Raw genomic sequence first — 22,449 nt, forward strand, 5'->3', positions numbered from 1 at the left:
AGCTGGGAAAAAGCGCGCAGGTTAACTGTCGCAGCAACTACAGAGAAGCCTTCGCTGGATTAGCCGACACATCTTCCTGAAGAGCAGCATATAAACGATTTAAGGCGCTGATGTACGCCCGGGCCGACGCTACCACAATATCTGTATTTGCAGCATGGCCAGAATAAATTCGTCCCTCGTGCCGCAAACGAATCGTGACTTCACCAATGGCATCAATGCCCGCCGTCACCGACTGTACGGAATATTCAATTAATTCATTGGGCACCTGAACGACCCGGTTGATCGCCTTATAGATGGCATCTACAGGCCCGGTACCAATGGCTGCATCGGTTAATTCTTTTCCTCCGGGAGTGCGAATCGTAATGGTGGCTGTGGGTTGGGCATGGTCACCACAGGAAACCTGCACCAGCTCCAGACGGAATAATTCCGGCGGTTGCTGGGTTTCATCCTTAACGATCGCCTCTAAATCCCAGTCAGTAATTTCTTTTTTCTTATCGGCTAGATCTTTAAAGCGCAGAAAAGCTTTGTTGAGATCGTTGTCAGACAAATCGAACCCTAATTCTGCCAAGCGGGTACGGAAAGCATTCCGACCAGAATGTTTGCCCAAGATAATTTGATTATCAGTTAAGCCAATGGACTGGGCATCCATGATCTCGTAGGTGAGCTTATTTTTCAGGACGCCATCCTGGTGAATGCCTGACTCGTGGGCAAAGGCATTCAAACCCACAATCGCTTTATTGGCCTGGACAGAAAGCCCCGTCAAGTTAGATACCAAGCGAGATGTTTTGTAGATCTCTTTGGTATTGATGTTGGTCAAAGGTGCTTCTGAGTCAGCAGGCCGACCGAGGAAAGGATTGTAATACTGGCGGCGCACATGGAGGGCCATCACCAATTCTTCGAGGGCGGCATTCCCGGCCCGTTCGCCAATGCCGTTAATGGTGCATTCTAATTGTCGCGCGCCATTTTTTACGGCTTCGAGGAAATTGGCCACCGCTAGGCCCAAATCGTTGTGGCCATGGACAGAGATAATTGCGCGGTCAATATTGGGGACGTTTTCTTTGATGCCTTTGATCAGAGCGCCAAATTCGGCGGGGGTTGTGTAGCCGACGGTGTCAGGAATATTAACGGTGGTTGCCCCGGCCTCAATGACGGCTTCGAGGATTTGGTAGAGGAATTCAGGATCCGAGCGGCCTGCGTCTTCGGGGGAAAATTCCACATCGTTGGTAAAGGTTTTGGCGTAGGCAACCATCTCCGGGGCGATCGCCAACACATCCTTGCGGCTTTTGCGGAGTTTGTATTCGAGGTGAATATCGGAGGTGGCGATAAAGGTGTGGATTCGATTTTTAAAAGCTGGCTTCAGGGCATTGCCTGCCGCTTCAATATCTCCCTTGGTGGCCCGGGCTAGACCACAGATCGTTGGCCCATTTTCTGTGCCGACTTCGGCGGCGATACGTTGCACAGCATCAAAATCACCCCGACTCGCCCTGGGGAAACCCGCTTCAATGACATCTACACCAAGTCGCGCCAGGGCACGGGCGATCGCCAGCTTTTCGTCTCCATTTAGGGTTGCCCCCGGAGATTGTTCACCATCCCGTAATGTTGTGTCGAAAATAATAATGCGATCGTCTTGGTTGTTCATCATTTCCCGCTCCCTTAGCGTGAAAATAGTCTAAATAAAAACTCTATGTTGATTGGAATAAAAGTACTGGCTATGCTCCACTTTAAAAGAGTCCATAGCTATCTCCCTAGGATAAACCAATTCCTTAGGAATTAGATATTCTGCCGTAAAAAAGGATTAGTGGCATTAGGCCAAGGCATAACAGATGGTCAGGCGCAACAGGTTGCTTCCCTCACAGGCAGCTAGTCCAGAATATTGGTATCGGACAAGAGGAGAATTATGGTTGCTAGTTATTGAGGACACCCACACTACTAGAGCACAACACTCGTTTTTGGCCTGAGTTTAGTCAACAATAGTGATCAATAATCAACAATTTAAGAAATTTGAAAGCTTTTACAATTGCCGTAATTAGTTAAGGTTCTGTTTTTTCAATTTCGGCCCGCAGATTATTTAGATCAATGTAACAATCTGTGGCATTTCTCAGTTCCCGGGCGATCATTCCTTCCGTCGAAACAACGGTAATGTGGGTATTTTTTGAGCGCAAAAGTTCAATGGCCCGTTCAAAATCACCATCGCCACTAAACAAAATAACTTGATCATATTGATCGACTGTATTAAACATATCGACCACAATTTCAATGTCTAAATTTGCTTTCTGGGAGTAGCGACCGGAGACATCGTCATAGTATTCTTTGAGTATTTTTGTGCGTACTGTATAACCCAGACTGATCAAGGCATCGCGAAAACCACGCTGATCTTGGGAATCCTTTAGGCCTGTGTACCAAAAGGCATTGATCAGGCGCACGGTGGGATCGCAAGTAAAATAATCTAAAACACGACGGGGGTCAAAAAACCAATTATTTTTCTGTTGTGCATAAAACATATTATTCCCATCTACAAAAATAGACAGGCGACGCTGATAAAAGTTCATAGCAAAATTAGCCCTAAAATAATAGGGTGATTTTTTAAATATAGGGTTTTAGTTTGGGTTTAAATAAAGGGAAGGAAGTTGTTCCCTCGCAATAAAAATAAAAGAGAAATATAGTGTAGGTTAGCAGATGGACTGGGCCAGGCATTCCTACGGAATAAAGCATAAAAATAAGTCTATCGGCCTATTGTAAAGGCTAAGGGATCTTTTCGGCAATGCTAAAAAATAGAGGCGATCGCCTGTAGAGTAAACAAGATTGAGGCCCGCAAAAGACCATGAATTTTCTCCGGAAAAAGCAATTACAGCAACGTCTACGCCAGGATCCTTACTACCGCCTTCGTTCCCTCGAAGAAGTCGCCCTCGCTGCGGCCATGGGAATCAAGATCGATGTCAACCAAGCCACCGTCGATGATTGGCTCCGTCTACCAGGTATTTCCATTCACCAGGGGCGATCGCTCGTGCAGCTCACCAGCCAGGGGGTGCAATTCTATAGCCTCGACGATGTGGCAGCGGCCCTAGGGGTTCCCAGTCAACGTCTCCAGCCCTTGGCCGCGATCCTCAGTTTTGCTTACTATGCCCCAGAGCTAGCCCCAGTACAAATTGACCTAAACCGCGCTGACCTTGGGGCGCTAGTCGATTTTGGCGTCGAGGCTCCCCTGGCCCAACGGATCATTGCAGAGCGGCAACGGGGCCAGTATCGTGATTTTGCAGATTTACAGAGTCGGTTGCAGCTTTCTGGCGCTCAGATCATGCAGTGGTTGCACTTGTTTCGCTTTTCGTGAATGCAGTCGTCCCATTGATCGCGAAACTTGTTAACGTGGGAAGGAATATTACAACTAACTTTTCGCCGAATCCATGACCCACCAGCGCGATCCCGAAGCCCAGGCTGTTGCCCAGGAATTAAAGCAGCAAATCATGATTTTGGGTTTGTTTCTTGCGAGTTTTTGGGGCCTAGAAATTAGTGATCAGTTTGTTTTTCAAAATCTTTGGCGGGGTGGTCTAGATGTATTCGGCATTCTGCCCCGACAACTGCTGGGACTTAGGGGAATCTTCTTTGCGCCCTTTCTCCATGGTGGTTTTCAGCACCTCGTCACCAACTCAATCCCCTTTGCGCTGTTGGGCTGGCTCGTGATGCTAGACCGCATCCGTGACTTTTTTACGGTCACCTTGATCACAATGCTTGTCGGCGGCCTGGGGGTATGGCTGATTGGTGCCCAAAATTCTGTGCATATTGGGGCCAGTATTTTAATTTTTGGATATTTGGGATTTCTATTGTTTCGGGGCTACTTTCGGCGGGATATCCCATCCATTGCCGTTTCACTCTTGGTATTTTTTCTCTATGGTGGGGTGCTTTGGAGTGTTCTGCCGACGACCCCAGGGGTGTCTTGGGAGGGGCATTTATTCGGACTCATCGGCGGGGCGATCGCCGCAAAATATCTCAACCCCCGTTCCCTTCGCCGCTAATGGATTGCACCAGTTTGTGCTTGCCCTAGTACCGTTATTCTGGGTCATTTTCTCCAAGCACCTGTTCCGTAACGGTTGCTGATTCTGTCATGTCTAAGGGCGCGTTGGTGTTTTGCCACAGGGCAAAGGCAGAGACGGCCATCAAAACCACCGAGGCGATCGCTAAACTGCCTGCCGCCAAATGGTGCTCCCAAGACCACGCTTGCCAAAATTTCCGGGGGAGGGGAGCCATTTGTACGCCCGGTTGCTCTTCTGGGGCGATCGCCAATGTTCCGCCATCGTTGAGATAAATCAGGCGCAATTGCATCAACCGCAGCAGAGCTTGATCAATATCCTCGCCACTGGCCTTTTCCGTAAGAAATTCTGCGGTCCAGACTTGAAAATACTGTAAATTCAGCTCCTCTGGCTTCGTTTGGTTTTGGTGAAAATGGAGCCAACGGTAGAGGAGGGTTTCGCAGGTAGTAAGGCGTTCTTTGATCATAGGTTTGGACTGATGCACAAATCGAAATTTATTCGGTAACATTCGCTACAAATATTCTAGAAAAAAAAGCTCCCTTTGGGGAACCTAATTCACGTTTATTGACGTTTTGTGCCGCGAAATGTAATGAATCCTAGACAATACTGCCCTTTAGCCACCAATTTGCGACATGGTGCGGCCATATTGACCCGTGGTGGTTCCCATATCGCGCATTTTGAAATTAATCTCCGGTTTTTGGTCGAGGAGTGCTTTGACTGCCGCCCGAATTTCCCTAGGGGTAACCCCAGTCCGGAGTAATGTTTTGAGATCCATTTGTGCCGCTTCATTCAATAGACAAGGCCGCAGCCAACCATCCGCTGAGAGGCGCATCCGGTTACAGCGATCGCAAAAACATTCAGACATCTGGGAAATAAACCCAAGCGTCCCCTTTGCTCCGGGAATCTTAAAAATATCTGCGGGGCCATTGCCCTGAACGACTGCCGTTTCTAAGCCCCATTTTGCCCGGATCCGTTGGCGTAATTCTTCCGAAGGAATCCAGGCTCGTTCATTAAATAATTTGTCGTTGCCAATGGGCATAAACTCAATAAAGCGCACGTGCCAATGGCGATCGCCTGTCAACGCGGCTAAATCTAATACCTCTCGATCATTTACCCTAGGGATCACCACGACATTGAGCTTGAGGGGGTCAAAACCAACCCGATGGGCCGCTTGGATGCCCTCCCAAGTTTGCTGCCAGCGACTCTTGCCCCGATTACCAATAATTTGATCAAAGGTCTCAGGATTCAAAGAGTCTAGGCTGATATTGAGACGATTCAGACCCGCATCGTAGAGATCCTGAGCCAGATCCGCTAGTAAATAAGCATTTGTGGTCATCGATAGATCTTCTACCCCCGGCAAGTGGGCGATCGCCCGGACGAGGGGGACTAACTGGGGGCGTAGGAGAGGCTCTCCCCCCGTGAGGCGAAATTTACGAAATCCCAAGGGAATAAACACCTGTTCGAGGAGCGTGAGAATTTCCCCATTGCTCAACTGCTCTGAGGTCAGCAAATATTGGAGGCTCGCTTCATCTGGGACGCAGTAATGGCAACGAAAATTACATCGATCAATCAAGCTAATGCGGAGATAATCTACCGGATTCATGCTTACTGCTACCACGACAAATAAAGGACAAGCTTCCTTTGAGGATACAGAAGATGACGATCCTCTGTCTGGTTCAGATCAGACTTTAAAAAAATATCGATCTGTGTTATTTTGTTCGGAATATTTATTTGCTCTATAAAATACCGTTTTTAATCTCTCTTCAGCATTCACAATTTTCCCCAATCTCCACAGCAACCCGGCGATCGCTGGTGCTGGGAAATACGAGGCCTTGGATTTTTCCCTGGCTTGTTTTATCTGTTAACTTCCACTAGGGATTTTTTGCTGAACGTGACTACGACTCCACTCCAAAAACCGATTGACGCCACCAATACAGGCAATAGTCTTCAACGCCAAATCATCGTTATCTTAGATTTTGGCTCCCAATACTCTGAACTGATTGCCAGAAGAATTCGCGAAACGGAAGTTTACTCTGAGGTCATTTCTTATCGCACCAGCGCCGAACAATTGCGGCAACTTAATCCCAGCGGCATCATCCTCTCCGGTGGCCCCAGCTCTGTCTATGACGACTATGCCCCGGCCTGTGACCCTGAAATTTGGAATCTTGGGATTCCTGTCCTTGGGGTCTGCTACGGGATGCAGCTAATGGTGAAACAACTCGGCGGTACCGTCGAGCGCGCCAAGCACGCAGAATATGGCAAAGCATCAATCTTTATTGATGATCCCACCGATCTGCTGACCAACGTGGAGGAAGGTTCCACCATGTGGATGAGTCACGGGGATTCCTGTGTGCACCTGCCCGAAGGGTTTGAAATTTTAGCCCACACGGACAATACCCCCTGCGCGGCGATCGCCCACCATGGCCGCCAACTTTACGGGGTGCAGTTCCACCCAGAGGTGGTTCATTCCCAGGATGGTATGGCCCTGATCCGCAACTTCGTCTATCACATTTGTAAATGTGAACCCACCTGGACCACAGAAGCCTTCGTTGAAGAAGCAATTCGTGAGATCCGAGCTCGGGTCGGTGATCAACGGGTACTCCTCGCCCTTTCTGGAGGCGTCGATTCTTCTACCTTGGCCTTTTTGCTCCACCAAGCGATCGGTGATCAACTGACCTGTATGTTCATTGACCAAGGCTTTATGCGGAAAGGGGAACCGGAACGCCTTGTGGAAATTTTTGATGAGCAATTCCACATTCCTGTCGCCTATATCAACGCCCGCGATCGCTTTATCGACAAGCTCAAAGGGGTTACCGATCCCGAAGAAAAGCGCCGCCTCATTGGCCACGAATTTATCGCCGTCTTTGAGGAAGAATCAAAACGCCTTGGCCCCTTTGATTACCTCGCCCAGGGGACTCTATATCCCGATGTAATCGAATCGGCGGATACCAACGTTGACCCCAAAACGGGAGAACGGGTCGCGGTCAAAATTAAAAGTCACCACAACGTCGGCGGTTTACCAGAAGACCTGCGCTTTAAATTGGTTGAACCCCTCCGCAAACTCTTCAAAGATGAAGTGCGTAAGGTAGCAGCCAGCATTGGTTTGCCCGAAGAAATTATTCGCCGTCACCCCTTCCCTGGCCCTGGCCTCGCGATTCGGATCATCGGCGAAGTCACTGCAGAACGGTTAAATATTCTCCGGGATGCAGACTGGGTTGTGCGGGATGAAATCAAAAAGCAAGGGGTTTACAGTGATTTTTGGCAAGCCTTTGCGGTCTTACTACCGATTCGTAGTGTGGGTGTGATGGGCGATAAGCGCACCTATGCTCACCCCGTCGTACTGCGGATGATTACCAGTGAAGATGGGATGACAGCGGATTGGGCTCGCCCTCCCTATGAGCTTTTGGAAACCATTTCTAATCGCATGGTGAATGAGGTGAAAGGGGTTAACCGCGTGGTCTATGACATCACTTCTAAGCCTCCTGGCACCATCGAGTGGGAGTAACTACACCTCCTTAGCTCCCCTTCAGGAACACCCCTCAAGGGGAGATTGAGAGTCCCGCAGGTTAAAACTGTTGGGGCTTTTTTCTTGAAAATTTTTTGCTGGGGATTTAGAGACTTTCATTTTGGGGGACTTTGATCCTAATTGATTGTCCGAAAATTTTCCCCAGACTGAGGGCAGGAAGGCTTTATAAATAAGCTCTTAAGTCGCTCGTGGTAAAAAAACGGAAAATGTTGTGCCTTGATCTTTGCTTTCGACGGTGATTTTGCCTTTATGATTTTTGGCGATCGCCGCCGCAATGGCGAGGCCAAGACCTGAACCAGTGCTACTTTCCCCAGGGTTTGTCCGGGCGGGATCAAGACGATAAAAACGGTCGAAAATATTGGTTGAATTTTCGGCAGGAATACCGATGCCATTATCTTTAACCGTCACTTGGAGGGTTTCTCCGGTTGTCCGCCCTGTTTTCTCCTTGAGGGCCATGGTGACGGTAATTTGCTTGGGTTTGTCGCCCCAGTCCCCTGGAAAAGCATAGGCGATCGCATTGCCGATCAGATTTGTAAAGAGGCGCGCCATCTGATCCCAGTCTCCCAAGATGAGATAGGCTTCTTCGGTGGCATCCCCTTGAATATCCAACTGCAACTCAATTTTTTCCTGGCGGCAGATGGCCCGTTGTTCTTCAATAACCTCCAGCAATAGAGCATCCAGGGGTAATTGTTCAAATTCCGCCTGAAGCACCCCACTATCACTGCGGGCGAGAAATAAGAGATCATTCACTAAACGGCCCAACCGTTGGGTGAGTCGCTCAATCACCTTGAGATTTTGTTGGCGTTGGTCGGGATCTGGGTAGGTGATCGCCATTTGGACATTGGTTTGGATCATCGCAATGGGATTACGCAACTCGTGGGACGCATCCGCCGTAAATTGCCGCAATTGTTGATAGGAATCCTTTACCGGTTCGATGGCAATACCAGACAGTAACCAGCCAATCACCGCCCCACAGGTAATCATGATCGCGATCCCCAGGCTGAGATCAAGGACTAATTTGCGAATTGGTCGCGTCACCTCAAACCAAGGATGGCTCACCCGTAGATACCCCAAAACATAGCGATCCACTTCGAGGCGATCGGTGATTTGTCGCAGAAGATAATCATCACCCAGACGTACCGTTTCCCCCCGGGGGTGCCACTCTAGGGGCAAGACTAATGGTTCAGAAAAAGTAGACCAGAGCAATTCTCCGGCTGGGTTGAAAAATTCGAGGTCAATGCGGTCATCTTCGACGGTGGGGGACTGTTGCCGAAAGCTGGCTTCTAAATTGATGTGATAGCCCACAGGATCATCTGGCTCAATGATCAGCGATCGCTCTACCACTTCCACTACATGCTTTAGGGTGTCATCGATGCGTTCAATCAGGGTATAGCGCACGTAAAAATAAACCCCCGTCGCGAAAACCAAAAGCAACACTGCGGTGATCGCCGTGTACCAGAGGGCCAGACGATTACGGGTGGTTTGAAACATTACTGCTGCGCCGCTTGGATCAACTCTGCTCCCACAGGAGTCCCAACGAAACCAAGGAAAGCCTCCACCTGGGGGGAAGCAGGTTCTTGGTAGGCGTAATAAAGGGTGCGGGTGTAGGGATAGAGGTCTGATTCTGGGGTTACCCCATCAATGGGCACTGTTCTAACGGTTTGCTGATTGGCGATCTGGCTGTAGGTGGCATAACTGATCCCGTCTGCGCCCAGGGTCTGCAAAATCGGCGTGGTAGCGTCCTGTTCCAGATTGGTGAAATTAGGGCCATTCCCGAAGTTTGAGCCGTTGAGTACCGTTTCTTGGAAAGTTTGGTAAGTACCACTCACCGGAGGGCGATTAATAACCCGAATTGTTCCCGTCGCTTTATCGGTAATCGCTGACCAATCGGTGAGATTCCCTTGGAAAATGCCCTGTACCTGTTCCCCAGTCAGCCCTGTACTAAAGGGATTTTCCTTGGCGACTACAATGGCGACGGCATCGGTGGTAACGGCGATCGCCTTGAGGCCCTGTTGCATTTCCTCCGGCTGGAGGGGGCGGGAGATCGCCGCGAGGTCAATATTTCCCACCAGCAGATCTTCAAGTCCCTTACTCGACCCATTAGCAGTAGTTTCGACACGGGTCTGGGGATATTGCAACTCGAACCGATTTTTTAGGGCGGTATTAATCTGCACCATACTGGTAGAGCCAGAAATTTTGACCACTGTCCCTGGGGCCACTGTTGCCGGTGGACTGAAAGGATTATCTGTGGCTTGGGAACCTGGGGCGATCGCCCCATCATTAGTTCCCGTTTCTGCGCCATTTGGGGCCAAACCCTGGAAGCCAGAACGATTTAAAAACCACCAACCACCGCCCCCCAGAATGCCTAGGGTAACGACGAGGGCCAGCATCAGGGGCAACGTATCATTTTTTTGGGCCATGGTTGCTCTTGTTGCGTGCATGGAATTTGCCTCCAGGATACCGTAATCACCCCGAAGGCGCACCGCACAGCAGCTAATCAATTTTCCTAGAAACGCAGTTAATTATTATTCGGCACGGGGCGGAACGGATAAAGGAAATTCAACAGGGGGAAAAGATTCCGCGATTGTACCCAGAGCTTACCCTTGCCACTGAAACGACAAACTAAGCCTTCTCCGCCGAGGATGCCTGTGCGCAGGCTCCGGAAAGATAAGCCCCCAATCATTTCCACGTTGTATTGCAGCGTATCCTCAAAGGCGACAATGTAGCCCGTATCCACCACATAATCCCCTTCTACGGGAATTTCAATGATCGCCCCGTAGGAACTAAACCAAAAATCCCCTTGGCCCGATGCCCGCAGGAAAAAGATCGATTCCCCCGTAAAGAAACCCTTCAGCCCTTGGAATTTGGTGTCAAGATCCACCGAGGGACTAGAAGCCACAAAGCCCGAAGACTGCACCATTAAACTTTTAGAACCGTCCAAATGGTAGTAGGTCACATCCCCCGGCACCCCTGGCGAGATATAGAGTTCCCCGGCAGTATTTCTAGCAGTAAATTCACTGATAAATAGGGATTCTCCACTGAACATCCGCCCGATGCCCTTCATCAAACCCCCCCGCATCTTCGACTTCATCTCAATGTTGGCATCCATTGCCGCCATCGCCCCCGCCTCTACGAGTAGGGTTTGGTTGGGCGGTAAGGTCACAATGAGCGAGGCATAGGAGGGATTATTTTCAACGCGAAATTCAAACTGAGACATAATTTTTAAGCACTTTCAGCACTGGCTTCAAAGGACAACTTAACGGGGTGGTAATTGGGAACCAACCAGGGAACCAAAGGCTCCGGGATTATGGGTTTGGCAGTACAGTTTGCCCTTGCCTCGGAAGCGACAGACTAACCCTTCTCCACCGAGGAATGCCCCAATCCAAGAGGGATTTGCTTTACCCACGGTGAAGCTCAGGCTCTTTTCAAAGGCAACGATGTGGCCCGTATCCACGACGTATTCGCCATCCACATCCACTTCGTAAATGGCCCCAAAGGACGTCACCAGCAAAGGCCCTTGGCCACTGATGCTGAGCCAAAAGATAGATTCCCCTGAAAAGAAGGATTTAAAGCCTTGCCAACCGAGATCAATGTCCACATTGGGGCCAGAGGCAAGGTAGGAAGAGGCTTGGACAACAAATTCATCGCCCCGCATTTCGTACAGGAGGAGATCCCCCATCAGCTTGGGGGCAAACCAAATTTCACTATTGGGTAAGGGTGCTCGAAAAACGCTCAGAAAGAGGGATTCTCCGGCAAGCATCCGTTTTAGCCCTCCCATGATGCCGCCCCCTTTGCCTTTGCGGAGGGTCGTGCTGGCATTGATATTGCCGCTCATGGCAACCATGGCGCCGGCTTGGGCAATGATTTCTTCCCCAGCGTCGAGGGTGACATGGGCGATCGCATTATCTGGTTGATGTAAGAGTTTAATTTCCATAGCTACCCCCTAACGACATTTTGGACGTAAAAAGCCCACAAGACCTGACACACTCCGCGATTGGAGGTAGATTCGGCCACGGCCTTTGAGTTTATTCACCAGGCCTTCGCCGGAGGTGAGGGAACCAAATAAGCCCCCAGACATCCGGATATTCATGGTGATGCCTGGATCGTAGGCAACGAGGTGGCTGTTATCGACGATAAATTCCCCCGCAATTTGTCTTTCGATGATGCCGCCATAGCACCCGTAAAAGACCCGGCCACTACCTGTGAATTGCAGTTTGAAGAGGCCTTCCCCCGCAAACCAACTGGCAAAGCCAGCCCAACGGATTCCCATTGTTGCGCCGGGGGTATGGGCAATGTAAGCACCGGGCTGAAAACAGATCGGCCCCTGGGACAAATCAATGCGGTGGATATCACCCACCATTGACTGGGTTAAAATGACGGTCTGGGGCCGCTGACTTGTGTTGCGATAAACATTCACAAACAGGGATTCTCCCCCAAATAACCGACGGAGAATCGCCGGGAAAAATCCCCCCGAAAATTCAGTTTTCATTGAGATTCCACCATCCATGCTTACCATTGCACCGGATTCGGCTGTGACCTGTTCGCCGGGTTCGAGGGTGACAAATAGACAAGCAAAGGCGGGTTTATAGCGGATTTCGTATTTCACCGTGACTCTACCTGATAAGAGTTTGAATAAACTAGCCCAATACAAGCTAATTCCCCTTATTTTTAGCAGGGCAATGGAAGTGAAGAAATGTTTGTTAAGGTTGCTTAATATTCAAGGAAATCATCCTCGACAGCGGCGATCACCTCAAAATGTTAAGATATGTGAAGAAAGTCTCATTTTTAAAAATATCTATGTTTTCTCCAGAACCCGCCGATGAAAAGCAACTTTTAAAGGCTGTACTGGCCCCGCTTTTGGATGATTTTCTTTATTGGTTTGACCTATCTTTAACGGCCCTCGAAAAAAAATCCTTAAGTTTTATGGCCCCCGCCGAGCAGGAAGACCTCATCGCCCGCATTCGCCAGGCCCAGGGGGAGGTAATGGCGACCAAGTCTCTTTTCCAAGCCACCGATGGCAATGCTGGAGTCGATGTTCAGGTGCTGATGCCCTGGCACCAATTGGTTTCTGAATGTTGGCAAGTGGCCCAAAAGCGACGTCAGTTAGAAGGAGAGGCCTAATTATTCGATACTGGATTATGCTTGGCCCTACCGTAAACAATCATGCCTGTGACGTTTGAATTGGCCCCTTGGCGATCGCCCCTAGCCCGGGCCTTACACCGGAATAAAAGTCAGCCCCACCACCGCTTTTTTCAGTTGGCCACCGTAACGCCGACAGGAAAACCCAGGAATCGCACGGTGGTTTTTCGGGGGTTCCTCGAAGGAAGCAATGACCTCAAAATTATTACGGATCAGCGCAGTGAAAAAATAAGTCACCTCACTACTTGCCCCGATGCCGAAATTGCTTGGTATTTCACCAAAACCCGGGAACAATTCCGCTTTAGTGGTCAGATTAAGCTGGTTACAGCAGCAAGTCCGCCATCACCGCTAAATCGCGCTAGACAACAGACCTGGCAAGCCCTTTCGGATGCGGCCCGGGCTCAATTTCTCTGGCCCCAGCCTGGCGATCGCCGTGGTGAAAATTTAGCTGATTTCCAGCCAACCGCAGTGAATGATCAAGAGCCTATTTCTAATTTCGTGCTTCTCCTGTTTCAGGTGACAAAGATCGATCACCTCGAACTGCGGGGCAATCCCCAAAATCGCTTTTTGTATGACCTCACAGCCGACGGTACTTGGCAGCAAAAAACAGTTAATCCCTAGGGGGCAGAAAGCCATATTTTTGTAAAATGGCCTGACCTTTTCGACCCAGAATAAAATCGATAAAAAGTTGTCCTTGGGTTTGCTTGGGTGAGACTTTAATTGGGGCGATCGCATACAAGATTGAACTTGTTAATTCTGGCGCAAAAGATTCAATCACTCGCAAATTAGATTGCTGGAAAATATCTGTTTGATAGACAAACCCCGCCGTTGCCGATTGATTTTGGACATAGGTTAAAACTTGCCGCACGTTCTCCCCAAAAACTAATTTTTGGGACTGCTCTAGGGTTTGGTAAAGCTGGGGATATTTTTCTAAAAGATTGGCGGCATATCGTCCCGCTGGTACTGTTTTTGGATTACCCAGGGCAATTTTTTGAACATCCTCACCCGCTAAATCTTCCAAACGATTCAGTTGCGGTTGGCTTTGTTGATTTTGAATCAGAACGAGTTGATTTTCCGCAAAAATTTGGACTGCCTCTGCTGCGACAAACCCTTTTTGGGCCAAGGATTCAACGGGTTCTAGGGCCGCACTAGCAAAAATGTCAATGGGAGCTTGTTGCTCGATTTGCCTTTGCAACGTCCCGGAAGCAGCGGTATTAAATTGAATTGAAATGTCTGGATACTGTGTTTGAAACTCGGTGCGAATCTCTGCCATGACATCGGTCAAGGAAGCGGCGATCGCCACCACTAAAGTTTGCCCAGAATTACCAAAAGTACAACCATGTAGACTGATTACAAGGGCAATGCTTAGACCCAAAACAAAATGTGGCAGTTTGAATTTCATCCCACTAAGGCACTACCTAAACCCTGGAACATCAACCAAGATAGGAAAAAGTTAGCAATAAAAATCGCTAGTAGAGATGTAACAACAGCCGTTGTTGTCGATTGTCCTACGCCCTTTGCTCCCCCAGTTGTTGTCAAGCCCCAACTGCAGCCAATGACGGCAATTAAGCCCCCAAAAACAACAGATTTAATCATTGCACTGATAATGTCCCAATATTCTAAAAAACTCTGGGCCGAGTTGATAAAAATAGACTGGGGAATTTGATACAAATTTATGGCGATGATTAACCCGCCAGCCATCCCCGTGAGGAGCGATAAAACAGTCAATAAAGGCAACATCAAACAGCAGGCCAAGAAGCGGGGGACGACCAAATAATCAATGGGATCTGTGCGTAAAATATGCAACGCATCAATTTGTTCAGTGACGCGCATGGTGCCAATCTCCGCTGCAAAGGCCGAGCCGACACGCCCCGCCAACACCACCGCCGTTAATACAGGGGCTAATTCCCGGGACAAGGAAAGACCTAAAACGCCCCCCACCGCCGTGCCTGCGCCGAAGTAAATAAATTCCCGCGCCACCTGGATGGTAAATACCATGCCGACAAACCCAGCCGTGACCAGGGCAATGAGGAGGGAATCAGGCCCCACCGCCGCCATCTGTTCAATGGTAATGCGTCGGTTGAAACGCCCCCGCAGGAGATGTACGATGACTTGCCCCCCTAGAAGGGTTGCGGCAACTAACCGCTCAAACCATTTCCCAAGGGAACTTTTTGATCTGCGTTGGCTGGTCATAGGTGATCGGATGGGACAACTGAAAATAAAAAAAAGGCAAAGGGAAAAGGCGATCGCCAAACTTTATGCAAATTTTATGGGCACTAACGCCATTGCCAAACCATATTACGCCTCATCCGTGGATTCTATGCGGAATCGCTCCACAGAAGCCAGGAGATCCCGGGCGATGCCCACCAACTTTTGTAACGATCCGGCCACCCGTTGGGATTCTCTTGAGGTTTCCTGGGCCGTTAATTCCACCGATTGCATGACCTGGGCCACAGCACGGGAATTTTCCCGCTGTTCAACGGTATCCGCCGTAATCGAACGCACCAGAGCATCAATGCGGTTCGAGACCTGAATAATATCCTCTAGGGATTGTTTCGCCTGCTCAGCCCGTTTAGTCCCGTCAATAACCTGCTGGGTGCCCTCCTCCATTGCAATCATTACCGAGCTTGTTTCACTTTGAATTTGTAAAACAATTTGCTCAATTTCCTTCAGGGCTTTGGCAGAACGGTCTGCCAACTGACGGACTTCATCGGCGACAATCGCAAATCCTTTACCAGACTCCCCTGCCCGGGCCGCCTCAATGGACGCATTTAACGCCAGGAGGTTCGTCCGGGACGCAATCTGGGAAACCACTGCAACAATTTTAGAAATTTCCTGGGAAGATTCGGCTAGACGTTTTACCTTGCGGGCTGTTTCGGCCACCGTTTCTCGAATCTGTAAAATCCCCGCCACGGTGTGCTCTACGGATTCTCCCCCCTTGAGGGCCGTACTCGAAGCAGTTCGGGCCACCTCCTCCGCTTCCCGGGCATTTTCTGCAACCCGCTGGATCGAATCGGTCATCATCTGTACGGAGTTGAGGGTAACGGCCAATTCTTCAGCTTGACGGAGAGCATCACTGGATAGACCCCGGGCAAAGGATTCACTATCGGCAGCATTTTTATTCACCTGGCGCGCCGCTTGTTTAACCTGTTGAACAATTTCCCGGAGATTTTGAATGGTGAGGTTAAAGGCGTCGGCGACGGCCCCTAAAACATCGGCTGTGACCTCTGCTTGGACGGTAAAGTCTCCCCGGGCGGCCCCTTCCACATCATCAAGGAGGCGGATCACCTGGCGCTGGAGGTCTTCTTTGGACTGTTCTGTTTCTTCGGCTCGCCGCTGGGCCTCACTGGTGGTATTTAAAATAACCCGGGCCATTTTATTAAAGCCCGTGGCTAAGGCACCAAACTCATCCTCCGCAAAAACCGTTGCTTTGACATTGAGATTCCCCTGGGAAACCGCGTCGAACTGGTTTTGTAGGTTGTCAGTGCTACGTTTGATCTGCCGAGTTGTTAACTTCCCAAAAAAGAGGGTCGTACCAAAGCTGGCTGCCCCGGCCAATAAGCTGGTGAGTAAACCTGTTTTGGCCACGGGCCAGAGGGTTTGGGGCCGTTGTTCAGCTGGGGTGGTTTGAAATACGCCCACTGTCACAATCAAAGTGGCGATCGCCGATGCGGCAGCAGCGCCAGTCGCAGTGAACAATTGTTTTTTCTGGAGAGGCACATTTTCAAACCAAGCCAAATAACCCTTGGGGTTTTCCGCGACAATTTCCTGGGGTTTATCAGAAACAGTAAAATCTGTCCCTAGACCGCCAGAGAGACTATCTTCCCCTAGGGTGATAAATAGGCTGTCGTCTTCGGTGAGGCCCAATTCTTCGGGAAAATCATCAAAATTAAATTCCCCTGAGGTCGTCGGTGTTTCTAGGGGCGCTTCAAACAGACCTGTATCTGGCATTTTTTGGTCATCATCGAGAATATCCGAACCGAGATCACCAAAATCATCTAGATCCTGTTCGTTGAGAATGCCAAATTCCTCTAAAAAGCCCCCTTCATCCTGTTTTGGTAGCGCTTCTGGTTCTTCATCAAATAGTTCTGCCCCAAGGCTACCCAAGCTAATTTCATCGTCAAAATCTGCCGCCTCATCAGGGGAGAGGGAGTCAGGTGCAAAACTTGGGTGCGCTGGCTCATCAAATGTCAATGCGTCTGCATCGGCTAAAGGAGGATTTTCGAGCCAAGTGGGGGACTCACCTTCAAAGCCGAGTGGTGCAGTATCCACTGCATCAAAATGGTCTTGATCTGCTGAAATTCTGCCATTTTCCTGGGTCGGTGACCAATCTAAATCGAAAGGAGATGTATCTTCGCCTCCTAGGAAATCTCCGTCTTCTTCTAGGCCGGCTGCACTGTCGAATTCAACCAATTCGTCTTCGTTAAATTCAATGAATTCGCCAGCCTCTGCCTCGAAAAAAGGATCATTAAGGGACTGATTTAAACCTGGTTCAGGGGAGCGATCGCCGGGGTGGGGCACTAAAAAAGTTTCTTCATCTTCCGGGAAATTTCTCAAGGGCAACTCTGGTTCTGCCCATTGTTCTGAATAATCATCCGCCGAAATTGGTTGTTCCCCCGCTGCTGTGACAAAGTTTTCTGGGGAGTTGTATTCTGCTGCAACCGGATAATCTTCTGGCTGGGTGAGGGTCGGCTGTCCACCGCTGGTTTCCCGGTGACCATTGACTTGATCGCTGTAGGCATTGACCTGGGTCAAACCTTGGCGAGCATATTCATGGTAATCCCGCTGGTTAGTGACATCCAAAACCCGATGGTAGAACGCGGAAGCCCGCCCTAAATCTTGTAAACCAAGGGAAATATGGCCACTCAAAAGCAGTAAATGGGGATCGTCCGGGTAATCTTTGAGTAACCGATTGGCGATCGCCTCTGCTTCAGGCAAATTATTCTGATAATAGGCCTTCTGGGCCTCAGCATACTCCTTTGAATAATCAGTGGTGCTGGGCGGCATCGGGTTCCCTCCTGGACTGGCACATTTTTAGGATTATCTTACTGAGCGCTGCACAAACTTTTTAACGGATGCAAAACGTATTTTTAATGTAATCTACTTTCTCGCAGATCACAGCACCACCGCAGTAAGTATTAACACCCTTATGTTGCCCAACGGGCCGATTTTAAAATCGCCACATGGTCTAATAAATGCCAAGATTTACTGGCATCATCACCATCCGTCCAAATCCCCCGGACGAATGGGGCCATAACATCCGACAGATCACTAAGCTGAATCTGCAACGTTTCCGCGGCAAGCCACTGCATCCCTTGCATTTCTTCGACGGCTAAACCCAGGAGCATGTCTTGATCTTCTATGGCAATCACCGGAATTTCGGCACGGTCTGTCCGTAAGGGAGCACTATCGCCCAAAAATTGCCCCAAATCTGCCACCCAAATAACCTGACCCCGGAGATTAATCGTCCCTAGCAGCAGTGGCGAAACATTGGGAATCGGGGTAATCCGATCCGGTGATTGTTGCATCACTTCACGGATGCCAAACGCCGGCAGCACAAATCCAGTCCCTGAAGGAAGCTGAAACTTGAGGTGTAACTCCCCTTCCGGGCTTTCTAAACCCTGTAACTGGGTTTCTAAGGACGTCAGGTTTTGTTGTAAGGAACTGTCATCAGGTGTAGACATAGATCGAAAGAAAACAGACAATTCAGGTTTCGCCAAAAACGGCTATTCCCCAGGGCTTAACTTACTTTTTATTGCTGCGTAGGAGTTGCTTGATGGTGCCAATTAACTCCGCTGGCTGAAAGGGTTTCGCGATATAAGCATCGGCTCCCTGCTTCATGCCCCAGTACCGGTCAAATTCTTCCCCCTTTGAAGAGCACATCACAATGGGGATATTTTGAATTTTTGGGTCGGATTTGAGGCGACGACAGAGTTCGTAACCGTTCATCCGTGGCATAACAATGTCGAGCACAATTAAGTTGGGCAGGGTTTCAGCCGCATTTTTAGCCATTTGACTGAGGGTTTCTAACGCCTCAAGACCATCACCGGCAACATCCACTGTCAAGCCGTTGCCTTTCAGTAATTCTGAAATCATTTCCCGTTGAGAGAGGCTATCCTCAACAACCAAAATTCTACTCATTACAAATGTCCTAGCAATAAAATCACCGGCGTAATAATCACCGTAGCATCAACATTGTCAAAAACATGCCCTGGGACGGACAGACTTTAATTTATCAGGGAGGGGGATTACAAAATGTTTATTTCTTGAAAAATTTCTGGGGAATTGCCGTGAATCTTGGTATTCAGCAAGGGTGCGATGGGGACTAAGGGTTAGGCCATCGCCATCATAGCTTGTTTTTTCACTCCGGGGGCGATCGCCTGGGGAGATCTGCACTGGCTAATGGTTTGGGAGATATTTTTCTAGCAGGGTTAACAACTCCTGCTGGCCGAAGGGTTTTGTTAAATAATCCGTTGCCCCAGCAAAATCTGCCTGAATTCGGTTAATAAACTGCTCTTGTCCCGTCAGCATAATGATAGGAACGTTTTGAAATCGCTTACTGTGACGCAGCATCATACAAATTTCATGGCCATCTAGGTGAGGCATGGCGATATCACAGAGAATTAAGTGGGGCACCTCAGCAAAGGCCGCTTGAATTGCCTCTAGGGGATTTTGGACGAGGTGCACTTGATATCCCTGGGTGCTAAGGATTTGCTCTACGGCTTTACCGATGGTGAAGTCATCATCAATGCAAAGAATTCGCCAGGTTTGATGAGACGACATTTCACTGGGACGTGACAAACTTTGGGGAGGGAGAGGATCTAGAACTTGGAGCCAACCTTTTTGGATATAGGGAAGCAAGGCTCTCGCAAGGGCAACGAGGTCACGATTGAGGTAACGGGCCAGTTGGCGGAGGGTTGTTTCTCCAGTAGTCCACTGGGCTAATTTTTGGTAGGCGATCGCCGGTAGCGCGGCGGCAAGTTTTTCGGGTTGGGCCAGCAGTAAACGTTGTTGGGGAAATTGAATCTGGGGATAGAGTTGCTTCCATTTTTGGACTTTTTTAACCGTCTCGAACAGCAATGAAGTCACTGCATAGGTGCTTAGCTGTGGCCCAAAGGGAGTCCCCAACTGAAAATTAAAGTGACCCTGGTGGAGACTCAGGAGATCAAACAAAGTTTCTTGCACCATTGCCTGAAGGATATGCCGCGCCTGATCAACGGTAATTGTTTGGGTTTCTAAAAGTCGCCATAGGGCTGCATATTCAGGAATTGTAGTTTCGGCGATCGCCCCCCGATCAAGATCCCCTAGCTTGTGGGTGAGATGGTAATGGACAAGGTAATCCTGCAAACGGTGCATCTGGGGAGAATAGTCATCAGTCCCGTAGACAATTTGACCATTCACAAAAAAGACTAACCAGGTGGACAAAGGCAGTGAGTGTTGGAAACGCGGCGCTTGTGGAAACTGCCAACTCAAATCATCAACGGCCCCCGATGGTCGAGCTTCGATCCACAATTGCCCAGTCCGTTGTCCCAGCTCAAGGAGCTGCAAAATACTACGGAGATCAATTTCATTGAGATTCCCTTGCATACTTTTTTGGGGATCATTGGGATCATGGGAACAGGGCGATCGCCCTTGGATTTAAAGCTTAACTAATCCCAGGCGCAATTCACTGTCGTGGACAAGTATCAAGACTAACTGGCCTATCATTTTCCCTTTAGGGTAAGACAAGTCGTTCGTTGCTATGTCAGAAAATCACGAAAAATTACACTCCTAGCCAAGAAGATTAAGCCAGTACAATGATCTTCTAAAATCATTGAAGGTGAGTCAACTCCAGTCGTAAGTGCCCCCTTGACCATGGGTAATCCTAAAAATGTTTCGTGATGGCAGTCCTCCGGTCAGTCCCAACCAATGGCGATCGCCTAAGGCTTTAAAGTTAGGTCACCTACGCACTACACTCTATCCATGACTCATCACCACTTCGCTCAGGCACTAGCAGTTTCAGGGGGAATACATTCACGTGCTATACCTTGCAGAGGTCAAAAAAACGAAAGGATTCATGGGAAGCAAGACCGAAATCAAATTGCTTGCCTGTGAACGTAATGATCGCAGTTGGAGCACGGTGCCTGGGGAAGAATTAGTCCCTGCCGATGAATTGAGTAATTTCAATGACGGAACCCTCGTGGTCGTCAATCTTGGCAATAATCGGACGATTCAAGGCTCCCCCGAAATCGCCACAAACCGCCTTTTGACGGTGCTCCAGAACTTTTCTCGCCTCATGGACAAATCCAAATCCCAAGAGGAAGAAATTGAACAATGGCGGCAGTCCCTGACCTACCAAGCCGATGAACTCAATCGTCGCCAGGAGGAAATGAATAGTCGCCTTGACCAAATTGAAGAAACCGAAGCCGAGCTGCAAAGCAAAAGCTCCAAGACGAAAAACTAGCCTTTGAAAAACTTAAGGCCGAGGCCGACGAAATTAAAGCAGAATTTGCCCGTAAGCAAGCAGAATTAGAGGGTGCTTGGCAGCAGCTTCGGGGAGAGCAACAACGGCTAGCCAATCTCCAGGAAGAAACCGATGGACAGGGATTAAGCCCGGCGATCGCCACAAAAATTCAGCAAATTCTCGTCCAGTGCCAAAGTAATAATGCCCCCACGGATGAAGTACGCACCCAACTAAATGAGTTGCTCGACGAACTCACGCAACAGGAAGAACTTTTTCAAACCTTCGCGCAATATCCCCAACAGCTTCAGGAACTAGAGACCCAACTCGCGGCGATCGCCACCCAAGTCCAGACCGAAACCACCAACGTTGAAGAGAGACGTCAAGCTCTAGAAAACGCCAAAACCCAGCTCCAGATCCAACGGCAACTTCTACAGGCTAAACAAAGCCACCTCAACCAATTGGCTACGTCACGTCAACGCCAAGAAGATATGCAGGATTTGCTCAATAATCTCGCTGCCGGAATGGGGGGCATCGAGCACTATGGGGTAGATTTAGCGGCGATCGAAGCCATGCCCCTCGGAGAACTCGAAACCACTGTCGAGAAATTGCGGGACGATTTGGATAAGCTAGTTCGCTTTGTCAATGACCAGGAAGAAGAACTCACCCTCCAACATGAGGCGGTAGGAGAAATTAAAGCGTCTTTGGCGACAGTTGAACCAGACAACGTGATGGAACTCCAAGAGCTCGAAGAAGAACTCAGGGACGAAGAAGAAAAATTAGGGATGCTCAACCAGACTTTAGTGGGTCAGCGACGCACCCTCCGGGAACGTCAAGGGGCATTACAACAGCATTTACGCATTCTCAAACGCCGCCAGGGAATTATTGAAGTAGAAGTAGAGCAAAATATTGATCTGAGTCCGGCGATCGCCTACCTCGAAGATTACCAAGGGGAAGATGAAGCCCAAAAGCAGAAGCTTGAAGCCGAAATTGAGGCGATGCACCACACGATTCAGCAGCTTGAAAATATCCTCATGCCCCAGGAACGGGAGTTAACGCAACAACAAAAGGATCTAGAGCAAAAACAAGCCGAATACGAAGCCAAACAGCGGGAACAGGCGCAATTACAGGGAAAAATTCAGCTCTATCAGGAAGAGTTGCTCCCCCTCAAGGACGCTTTAGAACAAATTATCCAGTCCCTACGCACCCTGGAAAATCTAATTCACCAGTTCCTAAAGGTTAACGAACAACAGCAACAGCTCGCCCAGGAACTCGAACAAACCATGACTGAGGCGACTCACTCCCCATAAACTTATAGA

At 49.2% G+C, this 22,449-nt stretch carries 22 protein-coding genes; 7 read left to right on the forward strand and 15 right to left on the reverse strand.

All coding sequences use genetic code 11. The features are described 5' to 3' along the window. Nucleotides 1-37: 37 nt before the first annotated feature. Together AWQ24_RS06860 and AWQ24_RS06865 are read right to left on the reverse strand one after the other, a co-directional pair. On the reverse strand, nt 38-1,639 hold the full coding sequence (locus AWQ24_RS06860) for a 2-isopropylmalate synthase (RefSeq protein ID WP_065716360.1): 1,602 nt from the start codon (nt 1,637-1,639) through the stop codon (nt 38-40). Between the two features lie 391 nt (nt 1,640-2,030). After that, entirely contained in the window at nt 2,031-2,549 is a 519-nt protein-coding gene (locus tag AWQ24_RS06865) for an NYN domain-containing protein (protein WP_012306976.1), read from the reverse strand. Nucleotides 2,550-2,821: 272 nt separating this feature from the next. On the opposite strand from AWQ24_RS06865, the gene AWQ24_RS06870 reads away from it, so the two are divergent. Together AWQ24_RS06870 and AWQ24_RS06875 are read left to right on the forward strand one after the other, a co-directional pair. After that, on the forward strand, nt 2,822-3,328 hold the full coding sequence (locus AWQ24_RS06870) for a DNA uptake protein (protein WP_065716361.1): 507 nt from the start codon (nt 2,822-2,824) through the stop codon (nt 3,326-3,328). 73 nt (nt 3,329-3,401) lie between these two features. Continuing rightward, on the forward strand, nt 3,402-4,010 hold the full coding sequence (locus AWQ24_RS06875) for a rhomboid family intramembrane serine protease (RefSeq protein ID WP_012306978.1): 609 nt from the start codon (nt 3,402-3,404) through the stop codon (nt 4,008-4,010). Between the two features lie 34 nt (nt 4,011-4,044). On the opposite strand, the gene AWQ24_RS06880 is transcribed toward AWQ24_RS06875, so the two are convergent. Then, on the reverse strand, nt 4,045-4,491 hold the full coding sequence (locus tag AWQ24_RS06880) for a hypothetical protein (RefSeq protein ID WP_062433798.1): 447 nt from the start codon (nt 4,489-4,491) through the stop codon (nt 4,045-4,047). Nucleotides 4,492-4,638: 147 nt separating this feature from the next. Further along, entirely contained in the window at nt 4,639-5,628 is a 990-nt protein-coding gene (moaA, locus tag AWQ24_RS06885; RefSeq protein ID WP_065716363.1) for a GTP 3',8-cyclase MoaA, read from the reverse strand. Between the two features lie 279 nt (nt 5,629-5,907). Between moaA and guaA the strand changes: the two genes are divergently transcribed. After that, a complete protein-coding gene (gene guaA, locus AWQ24_RS06890; protein WP_012306981.1) occupies nt 5,908-7,530 on the forward strand; it encodes a glutamine-hydrolyzing GMP synthase in 1,623 nt (540 codons plus the stop codon). Nucleotides 7,531-7,728: 198 nt separating this feature from the next. Here guaA and AWQ24_RS06895 read toward each other — a convergent pair whose 3' ends face one another. The 5 genes from AWQ24_RS06895 to AWQ24_RS06915 form a co-directional block, all read right to left on the reverse strand. Next, nucleotides 7,729-9,042, reverse strand: a complete 1,314-nt coding sequence (locus AWQ24_RS06895; protein ID WP_012306982.1) for a cell wall metabolism sensor histidine kinase WalK — start codon at nt 9,040-9,042, stop codon at nt 7,729-7,731. Continuing rightward, complete coding sequence (locus tag AWQ24_RS06900; RefSeq protein WP_065716364.1) at nt 9,042-9,971, reverse strand: substrate-binding domain-containing protein; 930 nt, start codon at nt 9,969-9,971, stop codon at nt 9,042-9,044. The genes AWQ24_RS06895 and AWQ24_RS06900 overlap by 1 nt, the downstream gene beginning before the upstream one ends. 98 nt (nt 9,972-10,069) lie before the next feature. Then, nucleotides 10,070-10,768: a TIGR00266 family protein gene (locus AWQ24_RS06905; protein ID WP_062433810.1), complete on the reverse strand. Its 699-nt coding sequence runs from the start codon at nt 10,766-10,768 to the stop codon at nt 10,070-10,072. Between the two features lie 39 nt (nt 10,769-10,807). After that, complete coding sequence (locus tag AWQ24_RS06910) at nt 10,808-11,485, reverse strand: TIGR00266 family protein (protein ID WP_012306985.1); 678 nt, start codon at nt 11,483-11,485, stop codon at nt 10,808-10,810. 9 nt (nt 11,486-11,494) lie between these two features. Beyond that, a complete protein-coding gene (locus AWQ24_RS06915) occupies nt 11,495-12,157 on the reverse strand; it encodes a TIGR00266 family protein (protein ID WP_062436573.1) in 663 nt (220 codons plus the stop codon). Between the two features lie 191 nt (nt 12,158-12,348). On the opposite strand from AWQ24_RS06915, the gene AWQ24_RS06920 reads away from it, so the two are divergent. Further along, nucleotides 12,349-12,672 (forward strand): DUF2605 domain-containing protein, encoded by a 324-nt coding sequence (locus AWQ24_RS06920; RefSeq protein ID WP_012306987.1) that lies wholly within the window; start codon nt 12,349-12,351, stop codon nt 12,670-12,672. Nucleotides 12,673-12,714: 42 nt separating this feature from the next. Beyond that, nucleotides 12,715-13,311: an Npun_F5749 family FMN-dependent PPOX-type flavoprotein gene (locus AWQ24_RS06925; protein ID WP_065716365.1), complete on the forward strand. Its 597-nt coding sequence runs from the start codon at nt 12,715-12,717 to the stop codon at nt 13,309-13,311. Here AWQ24_RS06925 and modA read toward each other — a convergent pair. The 6 genes from modA to AWQ24_RS06955 form a co-directional block, all read right to left on the reverse strand. Next, nucleotides 13,301-14,092: a molybdate ABC transporter substrate-binding protein gene (gene modA, locus AWQ24_RS06930; RefSeq protein ID WP_065716366.1), complete on the reverse strand. Its 792-nt coding sequence runs from the start codon at nt 14,090-14,092 to the stop codon at nt 13,301-13,303. The genes AWQ24_RS06925 and modA overlap by 11 nt on opposite strands. Continuing rightward, nucleotides 14,089-14,883 carry an MlaE family lipid ABC transporter permease subunit gene (locus AWQ24_RS06935; protein ID WP_012306990.1) on the reverse strand — a complete coding sequence of 265 codons (795 nt, stop codon included), beginning with the start codon at nt 14,881-14,883 and terminating at the stop codon, nt 14,089-14,091. The genes modA and AWQ24_RS06935 overlap by 4 nt, the downstream gene beginning before the upstream one ends. Before the next feature lie 105 nt (nt 14,884-14,988). Further along, nucleotides 14,989-17,697, reverse strand: coding sequence for a methyl-accepting chemotaxis protein (locus AWQ24_RS16535; protein ID WP_065716367.1), 2,709 nt, complete (start codon nt 17,695-17,697; stop codon nt 14,989-14,991). Between the two features lie 140 nt (nt 17,698-17,837). Continuing rightward, nucleotides 17,838-18,374 (reverse strand): chemotaxis protein CheW, encoded by a 537-nt coding sequence (locus AWQ24_RS06945; RefSeq protein WP_030006571.1) that lies wholly within the window; start codon nt 18,372-18,374, stop codon nt 17,838-17,840. A gap of 61 nt (nt 18,375-18,435) precedes the next feature. Beyond that, on the reverse strand, nt 18,436-18,831 hold the full coding sequence (locus AWQ24_RS06950; protein ID WP_012306993.1) for a response regulator transcription factor: 396 nt from the start codon (nt 18,829-18,831) through the stop codon (nt 18,436-18,438). A gap of 258 nt (nt 18,832-19,089) precedes the next feature. After that, the gene (locus tag AWQ24_RS06955) at nt 19,090-20,277 is read right to left on the reverse strand and encodes a response regulator (protein WP_065716368.1); all 1,188 of its coding nucleotides are present in this window, start codon (nt 20,275-20,277) and stop codon (nt 19,090-19,092) included. 469 nt (nt 20,278-20,746) lie between these two features. Between AWQ24_RS06955 and hmpF (AWQ24_RS16615) the strand changes: the two genes are divergently transcribed. Continuing rightward, complete coding sequence (gene hmpF / locus AWQ24_RS16615; RefSeq protein ID WP_250637204.1) at nt 20,747-21,133, forward strand: pilus motility taxis protein HmpF; 387 nt, start codon at nt 20,747-20,749, stop codon at nt 21,131-21,133. 32 nt (nt 21,134-21,165) lie between these two features. Then, the gene (gene hmpF / locus AWQ24_RS06960; RefSeq protein WP_250637205.1) at nt 21,166-22,440 is read left to right on the forward strand and encodes a pilus motility taxis protein HmpF; all 1,275 of its coding nucleotides are present in this window, start codon (nt 21,166-21,168) and stop codon (nt 22,438-22,440) included. The last annotated feature ends 9 nt before the right edge of the window (nt 22,441-22,449 follow it).

The sequence above is a fragment of the Picosynechococcus sp. PCC 8807 genome, from assembly GCF_001693295.1.
Taxonomy (GTDB): Bacteria; Cyanobacteriota; Cyanobacteriia; order Cyanobacteriales; family MRBY01; genus MRBY01.